This window comes from Brevundimonas sp. UBA5866 (assembly GCF_002432125.1).
Lineage (GTDB): Bacteria > Pseudomonadota > Alphaproteobacteria > Caulobacterales > Caulobacteraceae > Brevundimonas.
Window position 1 is genome coordinate 1 of the sequence record NZ_DJFS01000003.1, and the last position, 9,720, is coordinate 9,720.

15 protein-coding genes and 1 pseudogene are annotated in these 9,720 nt (G+C 62.7%); 9 read left to right on the forward strand and 7 right to left on the reverse strand.

What is annotated here, in order from left to right; translation table 11 throughout:
* Positions 1-19: 19 nt before the first annotated feature.
* Positions 20-130: pseudogene (locus B3H86_RS13875) on the forward strand (hypothetical protein); the annotation flags it as partial.
* Positions 131-201: 71 nt separating this feature from the next.
* The gene (locus B3H86_RS00085; RefSeq protein ID WP_292050488.1) at positions 202-426 is read left to right on the forward strand and encodes a cation:dicarboxylate symporter family transporter; all 225 of its coding nucleotides are present in this window, start codon (positions 202-204) and stop codon (positions 424-426) included.
* Between the two features lie 61 nt (positions 427-487).
* Here the strand turns inward: B3H86_RS00085 and B3H86_RS00090 are convergent, their stop codons facing one another.
* The 3 genes from B3H86_RS00090 to B3H86_RS00100 all read right to left on the reverse strand — a co-directional run bounded on the left by B3H86_RS00090 (position 488) and on the right by B3H86_RS00100 (position 2,195).
* A complete protein-coding gene (locus B3H86_RS00090) occupies positions 488-700 on the reverse strand; it encodes a hypothetical protein (RefSeq protein WP_292050489.1) in 213 nt (70 codons plus the stop codon).
* A gap of 170 nt (positions 701-870) precedes the next feature.
* Entirely contained in the window at positions 871-1,524 is a 654-nt protein-coding gene (locus B3H86_RS00095) for a hypothetical protein (RefSeq protein ID WP_292050491.1), read from the reverse strand.
* On the reverse strand, positions 1,521-2,195 hold the full coding sequence (locus tag B3H86_RS00100) for a hypothetical protein (RefSeq protein ID WP_292050492.1): 675 nt from the start codon (positions 2,193-2,195) through the stop codon (positions 1,521-1,523). The genes B3H86_RS00095 and B3H86_RS00100 overlap by 4 nt, the downstream gene beginning before the upstream one ends.
* A 178-nt stretch (positions 2,196-2,373) precedes the next feature.
* Here B3H86_RS00100 and B3H86_RS00105 point away from each other — a divergent pair, with 178 nt between their 5' ends.
* Positions 2,374-2,775 carry a host attachment family protein gene (locus B3H86_RS00105; RefSeq protein ID WP_292050493.1) on the forward strand — a complete coding sequence of 134 codons (402 nt, stop codon included), beginning with the start codon at positions 2,374-2,376 and terminating at the stop codon, positions 2,773-2,775.
* Positions 2,776-2,833: 58 nt separating this feature from the next.
* On the opposite strand, the gene B3H86_RS00110 is transcribed toward B3H86_RS00105, so the two are convergent.
* The 3 genes from B3H86_RS00110 to ilvA are packed head-to-tail and all read right to left on the reverse strand — an operon-like array spanning position 2,834 to position 5,089.
* Positions 2,834-3,019: a hypothetical protein gene (locus tag B3H86_RS00110; RefSeq protein WP_292050494.1), complete on the reverse strand. Its 186-nt coding sequence runs from the start codon at positions 3,017-3,019 to the stop codon at positions 2,834-2,836.
* Positions 3,016-3,525: an AAA family ATPase gene (locus tag B3H86_RS00115; protein ID WP_292050495.1), complete on the reverse strand. Its 510-nt coding sequence runs from the start codon at positions 3,523-3,525 to the stop codon at positions 3,016-3,018. Before B3H86_RS00115 ends, B3H86_RS00110 begins: the two co-directional genes overlap by 4 nt.
* 55 nt (positions 3,526-3,580) lie before the next feature.
* A complete protein-coding gene (gene ilvA, locus B3H86_RS00120; RefSeq protein WP_349679838.1) occupies positions 3,581-5,089 on the reverse strand; it encodes a threonine ammonia-lyase, biosynthetic in 1,509 nt (502 codons plus the stop codon).
* 245 nt (positions 5,090-5,334) lie between these two features.
* Between ilvA and B3H86_RS00125 the strand changes: the two genes are divergently transcribed.
* The 3 genes from B3H86_RS00125 to B3H86_RS00135 are packed head-to-tail and all read left to right on the forward strand — an operon-like array spanning position 5,335 to position 6,745.
* Positions 5,335-5,913 carry a hypothetical protein gene (locus tag B3H86_RS00125; RefSeq protein ID WP_292050497.1) on the forward strand — a complete coding sequence of 193 codons (579 nt, stop codon included), beginning with the start codon at positions 5,335-5,337 and terminating at the stop codon, positions 5,911-5,913.
* Positions 5,914-5,952: 39 nt separating this feature from the next.
* Positions 5,953-6,543, forward strand: a complete 591-nt coding sequence (locus B3H86_RS00130; RefSeq protein WP_292050499.1) for a hypothetical protein — start codon at positions 5,953-5,955, stop codon at positions 6,541-6,543.
* On the forward strand, positions 6,536-6,745 hold the full coding sequence (locus tag B3H86_RS00135; RefSeq protein ID WP_292050500.1) for a helix-turn-helix transcriptional regulator: 210 nt from the start codon (positions 6,536-6,538) through the stop codon (positions 6,743-6,745). The genes B3H86_RS00130 and B3H86_RS00135 overlap by 8 nt, the downstream gene beginning before the upstream one ends.
* Before the next feature lie 55 nt (positions 6,746-6,800).
* Here B3H86_RS00135 and B3H86_RS00140 read toward each other — a convergent pair whose 3' ends face one another.
* On the reverse strand, positions 6,801-7,331 hold the full coding sequence (locus B3H86_RS00140; RefSeq protein ID WP_292050502.1) for a retropepsin-like aspartic protease family protein: 531 nt from the start codon (positions 7,329-7,331) through the stop codon (positions 6,801-6,803).
* A 179-nt stretch (positions 7,332-7,510) separates the two neighbouring features.
* Here B3H86_RS00140 and nadA point away from each other — a divergent pair, with 179 nt between their 5' ends.
* The 3 genes from nadA to B3H86_RS00155 all read left to right on the forward strand — a co-directional run.
* Entirely contained in the window at positions 7,511-8,587 is a 1,077-nt protein-coding gene (gene nadA / locus B3H86_RS00145) for a quinolinate synthase NadA (protein WP_292050503.1), read from the forward strand.
* Entirely contained in the window at positions 8,588-9,412 is an 825-nt protein-coding gene (locus B3H86_RS00150; RefSeq protein ID WP_292050505.1) for a metalloprotease, read from the forward strand. It abuts the gene before it with no gap.
* The coding region (locus B3H86_RS00155) for an FAD-binding protein (protein ID WP_292050506.1) at positions 9,412-9,720 on the forward strand (309 nt) is incomplete at its 3' end. The genes B3H86_RS00150 and B3H86_RS00155, both read left to right, overlap by 1 nt.

The window sequence follows — 9,720 nt, forward strand, 5'->3', positions numbered from 1 at the left end:
GCTGGCCAGCCTGCCGGTGATGGTGGAACGGGCGGTGGATGCGCTGGGCGTGCGCAAGGCGACGGCGGGGCTGGTGCTGCCGCTGGCGGTGGCTGTGTTCCGCATCACCTCGCCGGTGGCGAACCTGGGGGTGGCCCTGTACTGCGCGCACCTGTTCGGTATCCAACCGAGCATGGGGCAGCTGATTGCCGCCANNTCTCGGTGGGGACAGTGGGCCTGCCCGGTCAGGTCAGCTTCTTCGCGTCGATTGCGCCGATCTGTATCGCTATGGGTGTGCCGCTGGAGATGCTGCCGCTGCTGCTGGCGGTGGAGGTCATTCCGGACATCTTCCGTACGGTCGGCAATGTCACGGCCGATGTCGCGGTAACGCGCATGGTGCAGGGCGGAGAGGTGGAACCGGACAGTGAAATGAAAGCCGGTATCTGAAGGCGGTACGAACGCTATGCGGGCGGCGCGGTTCCAAAGGGGCCGCGCCGTTTATTTCGCCCTAGTCCTGAAGGCGCTCGAACATGGTCTCGGCTTCGTCGAAGTCGTCGAACTCAAGCCGGGAGGGGTCGTGCGTGATCACATAGCGCGTCAGCGGCGAGCCGCCGTTCGAGCGACGCTCCCACTGCCAGAGGGCCCGGTCCGGGCGTTGCTGCAGCAGGGTCCAGTGCCCCGGATCTTTTGGTGGTGTTGGTGACACGTGCCTTAACATCATAGTGGTTCCCTCCCCTGAGAACAGGAAACCACTCAATCCGGACGAGAGTCAAAGAACCTCGTCATATCGGTTGTTAACATTTGCGTTGATGGGGTGGCCGCCGTCTGTCACTGGCCCTGTGCCGCAGGGTCGAGGGGCGCGCCGAGGATGGGCGCGCCCCGCAAGCCTTACTACTGGTACTCGTTGTAGGGGTTACACATGCCGATGGCGGGGCTGTAGGAAGACAGGGCACCGCCGGAGGGCACCAGTTTCTCGCCGTCCCAGACATAGCGCTGGTAGTGGCAGATGGAGCTTTCGGTTTCGTAGGACGGGAATTCCCACGTCGCGATCAGCAATTGGCTGTCGGGGCGGTAGTTCAGCTGCATATAGGGCTGGCTTTCGCCGCCCAGACCCAGACTGGTGACATTGCCGCTTTCGACATCGACGATGTAACCGCCGGTGCATCCGCTGCCGCAACCGAACACGGCCACCACCTTGTTGCCTGCGAAATTGACAGGTTCGGTCGAGGCCTGGGTGATGCGGGTGCGGTAGTTTCGGTTCTCGGGCGTGAGAATCGGTGACACGCGGGGGCCTTCATAGACCCGGGCCGGATAGTCGGAGAACTCGGCCAGGTCGGGTGCCATCAAGCCGCCGGACGGGTCGGCATAGACGGTGACGGCAGCGGCCTCAGGAACCAGTTCGGGCTCGGGCGGCGGTGGCGGCGGATCGGCAATGGCGGTGGTATCGACCACGGTTGCCGATGGGCCAGCGGCATTGTCACAGGCGACCAGCGCGGTCGCCAGCACAATGAGCAGTGCCGGTGTGGCGAGGTCGCGCAGGTTCATGGCTGTGACGTCAGCTTGTGGACTTGAACCACGCGCAGGTTGCGCTCGATCTTTACCACGACGAACAGGAAGATGATGATCAGGAAGGCCAGCAGGGAAATACCTGCGACGGTGATCGCCAGAATGGCCTTGGCGCGGTCTGCGGTGGCCTTGATCTCGCTTTCGGCGGCGGCAGACATGAATTTCTGCGCGTGCCAGCGGATGGCCTGATTGATCTGGTCGGTCGAGATCGGCGTGCCGGTCGAATTGGCCAGTTGGGTCGTAAAGTCCTGAAGGCTGATGGCATAGTCGCGCTGGTAGTCCGCGGACATGTCGTCATAGATGCCGCCAAGGAAGCTCAACGCATTGGCGTGGCCGATGTCGTAGTTCTGGTGCTTTTTGATGTAGGCCACGACATTGGTGGCGGAATTGACGATGGTGTCCGGATAGATCGCGTCCGAGGCAGCGGGCGGGCCATAGCTGTTCTGGCCTGTGGCCGGAAGGTTGGTCTGGACGAACTGTGCGAAGGAGGCGTCTTCGACCTTAGCCCTTGGCTTCAGGCCGATGAACTGGCCGACAAGCGGGCCGGTCTGGGCGGCCGTCAGGGCAAATACGACCAGTGCAATCGTGGCAATGGCCAATACGGCGATACGCAGGATGTTCAGATAAATGTCTTCCAGCTTGGCCAGCATGTAAGGTCCCCCCTTTGAATGTGCTGAAGTGGCTGGTTCGGTAATATTGTACCGGCGTTATTTTTCTATTGCTGCGTGTGGCGGTGCGTTCGAGGGGCGGGCGGGGCAAAACGACCCAAGGGGCAACCAAGGGAGGACGGGGTCGTTAGTTCTGGGTCGGGGAAACAAGGAGTAACCTATGAACCTGCCCAGTAATGCACTTGTTGCTGTCGTTGATGGCGAGAAGCTGGCCCTGTTCCGCAACAGCGGCAGCGCGACCGAAGTCCAGCTGAAGGCGGTTGAATCGCCACCGCTGGAAGACCGTGTTGTGGGCTCCGCAGGCCGGGTTTCCAGTGATGCCAATCCGGACAATGACAGCCAGGCCGAGGACGGCCATGCCATGAGTGTCGCCAATGCGCTTAATGGTTGGGCACTGAAGAACAAGTTCGACAAGCTGGTCGTGATCGCGGCCCCCAAGACCATGGGCGAGCTGCGCAAGCACTGGCACAAGGAGGTCGAGGGCGCGATCATCGGTGAGATCACCAAGACCCTGACCAATGCCTCGACCGACGACATCATCAAGTCGATCGAAGCGGCGTAAGACATCGCCTGAGAGGGCGGCCTGACGCTTGTAGCGACAGACGGTCCGGTAGCGGGAGCTATCGGGCCGTTTTGGCTTTCTGCGGAGACTTATCGTTAGAACTGGAAGTTGCCGCCAGATTTCCTTTCCAGCCAGCAGGTGGCAGGAAGCGCCCGGACTTTTCATCACGGGTGCCGTTCTTGGCGACCCACGCGGCCTTTTGGCCAGCGCGTTTCAGAACTTCCATGGAGAAGGTCGTTTTCATAGCGGACCACTTTCTAGCACTTGCATGCCTTCCTCGCCACTTTCCCATATCTGCCAACTATGGGCGAGGGGTTTGTACGGGATGTTTAGGTACTGAAGGCTAAGCGGGTATCGACGCCTGAGTGTTCCCTCGGGAATATCGTGTCCACCTGCTGCGACGCGCAAGGCAGCGCGTGCGATCGAAGCCTCAACCGATGGCAGTTGCAGATAGATCAGTTCGATCGTGTAGCCCTTATTCCTCAGCCTTCTGAGGCGGGTGGAAAGTGTTCGGGTCGCCAGCGTGGTTTCGAGCATAATGTTCTGCTGCCTCTCCTCAAGAGCGGATAGCGTGCTGATGACCAAGCGGGCGGCGGCAGCATCCCGATTGGGGATCTCTTGAGGAAGGTCTCGAGCGACTTCGTCCGGATTGACGTATGTGAACGCCTCGTCGCGTTCGCGCAGGATCTGGTTGATCCATGTCGTTTTGCCCGCTCCGTTCGGGCCGGCGAACACTACGATCGTTGGCATGACACGCTCCCCTCAATGCATAGAGTGGCATGCGCGTTTTATCCGAATCTAAAGCCTATGCCAGGAACAGGCGTGCGGCGGGGTTGTCCGTTTCTTCGATGTAGGGGTAGCCGAGGGCCTCTAGGGCGGCGGTGATGGCGTCTTGGTCGCTTTCGGGGGCGTGGATGCCGGCGAGGACGCGGCCCACGTCGTCGCCGTGGTTGCGGTAGTGGAAGAGGGTGAGATTCCACGCGGGCTGGAGGCTGTTCATGAACTTCAGGAAGGCCCCCGGGCGTTCGGGGAATTCGAAGCGGAACAGGCGCTCGCCCGACAGTTCGGGGGCGCGGCCGCCGACCATGTAGCGGACGTGGAGCTTGGCGATCTCGTTGTCGCTCATGTCCTCGACGCCATAGCCCGCGTCGTGCAACAGGGCGCACAGGGCGTGGCGTTCGTCCTGACCGTCGCGAAGGGCGATGCCGACAAAGATGCGGGCCGTGTCGCCGCTCCAGCGATAGTTGAACTCGGTGATCGAGCGGCCTTGCAGGCTGTTGAGGAAGCGGTGGTAGGCCGCGCGGTCGTCGGGCATGGAGACGGCCAGAAGCGCCTCGGTGCCCAGACCGATCTGGGCGCGTTCGGCCACATGGCGCAGACGGTCGAAATTGACGTTGGCACCGGAGTTGATGGCGGCCAGAGCCCCCTTGCCCGGATTGCGCGCGGCCCAGACCTTCAGGCCTGCCAGAGCCACGGCACCGGAGGGTTCGGCGATGGCGCGGACATCGTCGAAGATGTCTTTGACGGCGGCGCAGATGGCGTCTGTGTCCACCAGTACGATTTCGTCCAGCAGGTCGCGGCACAGGCGGAAGGTCTCGTCGCCGACGCGGCGCACGGCCACGCCGTCGGCGAACAGGCCGACCTGATCCAGTGTCGTGACTTCGCCCAGTTCAATGGCCGCCTTCATCGACGGGGCCTCGGCGGCTTCAACGCCGATGATCTTGGTTGTGGGGCTGAGGAAGCGGATGATGGCCGCCACGCCCGCCGCCAGACCGCCGCCGCCGATGGGCACGAACACGGCATCGAGCGGCTGTGAGTACTGGCGCAGGATTTCAAGGCCGATCGTGCCTTGGCCCGCGATGACGAAGGGGTCGTCGAAGGGGTGGACGAAGGTGGCGCCCGTTTCGGCCTCTAACTTGCGGGCATGGGCGCTAGCGTCGTCGAAGCTGTCGCCGTGCAGGACCACATGACCGCCGAGGGCGCGCACGGCGCTGATCTTGATCGCGGGGGTGGTCGTCGGCATGACGATCGTGGCCTTGGCCCCGCGACGGGCCGCGGACAGGGCGACGCCTTGGGCATGGTTGCCCGCCGAGGCGCAGATGACGCCGCGTTTCAGTTCCTCGTCCGTCAGTTGGGCGATACGGTTATAGGCCCCGCGGAGCTTGAAGCTGAACACCGGCTGGAGGTCCTCGCGCTTGAGCAGGACCGGACGCTCCACGCGGGCCGACAGGCGGGGCATGGGGTCAAGCGGGGTTTCCTCGGCCACGTCATAGACGCGGGCCGTCAGGATGCGGCGGACAGTCTCTTGCACGATTTATTCTTAAGGTAGGCAGTTTGGGGAATGTTCAATCAACTAAGGACTCTGAGGTGTGAAGTCTAGGGTTGTTTGTTTTCTATGTCCGGTCGCTGCTGGCCGTTGGGATTGTGGCGGCATTACTGTTTGACATGTAACCTATAGGTATCATATGTAACCTGTAGGTTACTTGACGGGGAGGGGGCCGCGCAGTGGGATCGGTAAGAAACAGTCGCTTGGGGCGGCCCGGGCTGCAGATGAAAAATGTGGTCCAGATTCTGGGCGGCGCAGGCGCAGGCGGGATCGTGGGCGGCCTGATGGCGGCGGTGTCAGGCGGTAAGCCGGTCGTCGGCACTGTGACGATCGTTGTCGGATGTCTTTTGCTGGCGGTCGCCATCGTCCTGTCGGGTCGATACCCGTCCAATCCGGGTATTTCGACGGATGTACGTCAGTCGCAATGGGCGCTGAGCATGGCGATTATTCCGATATCCCTGGTTTTCATCAGCCCGTTCACCGGTGATGCCTTGTGGAAGGTGGCGAGCCAGCAGGCGCTGGAAGCGCGGTGGCCGTTGTTGATTTTCGTTGTCTGGGCGCTGGGTCTGGTCGCGCAGCTGGCGTGGGGATCTCCGCGCGGCGGCCTGGGGGACGAGTTGATGCGCGCCTGTCTGGGCAGCGCCTTGGCGTGGGGTTTTGTGGCCGCTTTGACCGGAATGGTGGTGCTGGGCTTGCTGGTTCTGGTGGGGGCGCAGGCTGTGGTGATGGCTGTTCCGGTCGTGTTTTCACTGGTGCTGTGGGCGGTCGGTTTGAGGCTGTGGTGGCAGGTGAGGAGGGCAGACGGTGTCTGACGTATCGAATGTTTGGCTGGACCGGGTAGCCGGATCGCAATGGCGGTGGCTACGGCCTGTCTGTTGGCCAGTCTGTTTGTACCGCCCCGTCTGGAAGCGCCGATGGCCTGGACAGGGTTTGGCCTGCTGGTGGTCGGGGCGATGGTGACACTGGTGGTGGATGGGTCGCGACTTGAGGCCCGCAAGATTGTGAAAGCCGGTACGAAACGCGATGCCGAGCAGGAGAAATGGTCCTATTCCGTACTGTTGATGGGTCTGTTCTCGCTGCCGCTATGCGTGCTTTCCAGCCGAGATTTGTGGACCTTTGCCAATGGGCTGGGCGAGCCGCGCCTGAGTGCGATGGCGCTGGGGCCGCTGGCGACCGGTATGGCCTTCGTCTTTATCTGGAAGGGGCTGGAAAAAGGGGCGCACGCGCAGAGATGGCTCGATGACGAGCTGATGCGGGCCTATCGGGCCAGTGCGATGGCATGGGGCTTTGTGGCTGCCTTTGTCGCCATGTGTGTGGTGTTCGGGCTGATGTTGTGGCAGGTGCCGGTCGCGGTGGCGGCCATGCCTTTTGCGATGTGGCTGACCGTGAGTACCGCCGGTGTGCGGCTGTGGTGGCAGGTAAGAGACGCCGAACGTGGCTGAAGCGCGGCTTTATGTGAATCTGAAGGCTGTGAGGCAGGAAGCCGGACTGACGCAAGGCGAGCTGGCAGAGCGGGCGCGCGTGTCCCGCAAGACGGTCAACACCATCGAGAACGGGGTGTTCACGCCCTCGGTGACGGTGGCGTTGACGCTGGCGAGGGCGCTGGATGTGCCGTTGGACGCGCTGTTCCGGCTGGTGGACTAGCAGGCGGCGAAAACGATGCCGGATTTGCGCGGTACTGGGCCGGATCGTGTGAGGGTCAGGTGCCGGGGGGCGTGCGCAGATAGAGGGTCTGCTTGCTGATATCGATCACGGCGTCATGGCGGGTGAGAATGTCCTGCCCTATGACGCCGTCGATCTCTTCACCCGTTGCGGCTTTGATCGCGGCGACCACACCGCCGAGGTCCATGATGGAAACCTGTTTCTGGTCCATGACCGCGCCGCCCAGCGACAGGCTGTCGATGGGGTGGCGGCTGATGGCGGTGTGACCGCCTGCGCCCGTGGCTGTGCGGTTGTCGTCTGACGTCGGGCTGTTCAGGCCGTATTTGGCGGCATAGGCGGTGTGGACCACACTGGCACCCGCGCCGGAATCCAGAATGAAGCGGCCTTTTACCCCGTTGATCTCGACCTCCAGGGTTTCGTGGCCGGTCGGTAGCTTGCCCAGTGAGACAGGTGAATAGCCGTAGCCGGACAGGTACTGGCCAAGGTCCTGCGCCGTGGCCGACGGGACCGAGACGGCAAGAACGGCGGTTGCGACAAGGGCGGCGATTGCAGGCTTGGCGAATGGCATGGGGGTACCTTCCGAAAGGTGTGGTCGCTCCGAAGAACGTCATTATGCGGATGCGTGCAACTTAACTTCCTGTCATGCGTGGCGCGGTTTTGATGGATTGACCTTGCGTCAGCGAACGGAGTGCTTATTGTATGCCTACCTTATGCTAAAAGTGAGCATAAGTGTTTAGGGAGACGGTCATGGGTGCTGCGTTCGGACTGACGAAGGAACTGGAAGCTGAAACCGCCGACGTGTGGGAGAAGGTCAAGGACCACACCACGCCGATGGAGTGGCCGGAGCAGGCGCGCCTGATCAGCGAGATCAACGCGCTCAAGAAAGAGCGCGACGCGGTCATTTTGGCGCACAACTATATGACGCCGGATATCTTCCACGGGGTGGGGGATTTCGTGGGCGACAGTCTGGCGCTGGCCAAGGAAGCGGCCAAGGTGGATGCCAAGGTGATCGTTCAGGCGGGCGTACACTTCATGGCCGAGACGTCGAAAATCCTGAGCCCTGAAAAGACGGTGCTGATTCCCGATCTGCGGGCGGGATGCTCGCTGGCGTCGTCGATCACGGGTGCGGATGTGCGCCTGATCAAGCAGCGCTATCCGGGCTTGCCGGTGGTGACCTATGTGAACACGACCGCCGATGTGAAGGCCGAGACGGACATCTGCTGCACCAGTGCCAATGCCGTGCAGGTGGTGGAGTGGGCGGCCAAGGAATGGGGTGTCGACAAGGTCATCCTGATCCCCGACGAATATCTGGCGAGGAATGTCGCGGCGCAGACGAGCGTGGGCATCATCGCATGGGCCGGTCACTGTGAGGTGCACAAGCGGTTCACCGCGCAGGACATCGCCGACATGCGCGAGGCGTGGCCGGGGGCGGAAGTGCTGGCGCACCCCGAATGCCCCGAAGAGATTCTGCACGCGGCGGACTATGCCGGATCGACGGCGGCGATGATCTCCTACGTAGAGAACAAGCGTCCGGCCAAGGTGGTGCTGATTACCGAGTGCTCGATGGCGTCGAACATCAAGGGCGATGTGCCGGAGGTGGACTTTGTCGGGCCGTGCAACATGTGCCCGCACATGAAGCGGATCACGCTGGAGAATATCCGCGACTGCCTGTTGCACATGCAGTTCGAGGTGACGGTGCCGGACGAGGTGCAGGAGCGCGCCCGCGCGGCGGTGCAGAAGATGGTGGACCTGCCGCCGCCGACCAAGCCTGCGCGCTATGATCTGGTACGGGCCAAGCACTCGGTTCAGGTGGAGTTGATCTGAGTGAGTGATCAGGGACCCTGGGGGCGTCGCGACGGGATCGATCCGCAGCCCTATACGCCTGCGCCCAAGCCCATACAGCCGAAGAAGGCGCGGAACGGGCAGGTTACGTTGGTGGTTTCGACCCTGCTGATGGTGGGCTTCCTGTGGTTTCTGACCGGAAGCTGGGTCATCGCCGGATCGCTGATGTTCGCCCTGTTCGTGCATGAGTACGGGCATGTGCTGGCGATGAACCGCTTGGGCATGGGACCGGCGAAGATTTACGTCATTCCGTTTCTGGGCGGGCTGGCCAAGGGGCAGACGGCACCGAGGACTGAATGGATCGGGGTGCTGGTATCGCTGGCGGGGCCTGCGTTTGGCCTGCTGGCCATGTTGCCGCTGTTGGCCGTCTGGGCGGTGACGGGGAATGTGGAGTGGGTGGCTGCGGCTTTTTTCGTGGCCATGCTGAACCTGATCAATCTGGTGCCTGCGCCGCCGCTGGACGGTTCAAAGGCGTTGGGTCCGGTATTGGCCAAGGTCCATCCCATGCTGGAAAAACTGGTGCTGCTGGCCATCGGTATTGCGGTGGTCGGATGGGGCGTGATGACGGGGCGCTATATTCTGGCGGTGTTTCTGGGGCTGGCGATCTGGGGGCATTTGTCCAAGGGCGGCCTGCGCAACTATGAAGGGCCGCTGAGCGGGGGCGAGGCGGTCAAGTCGCTGGGTCTGTTCGTGCTGACGGCGGCGGTCTGTAGCGGGGCGGCTGTGGGGTCGTTGCTGGCGATGACCGGCGGCAATGTCGGACGCGCGGTGGATATGGTGGGCCGCTATATCGGGATCAGCCTGTAATGACTGTGGGGCCTGTGCATGAGGTGCGGGTTCACAGTGGGCCGCTGATTGTCGGTGGCGGCTTGGCCGGGTTGTCGGCGGCGCTGGAGGCCGTTCCGGTGGCAGGGGTGTCTGACGGGGCGCTGGTGGTGACGCCTGCCCCCTTGCTGGATGCCTGTTCTTCGGCGTGGGCGCAGGGCGGCATGGCCGCAGCGCTGGGCAAGGAAGACAGTGCCGGACTGCATGCACGCGATACCGAGGCAGCGGGGGCCGGACTGGTGGTGCCGCAGGTGGCAGAAGCCCTGACCGGGCAAGGGCGCGAGACGGTG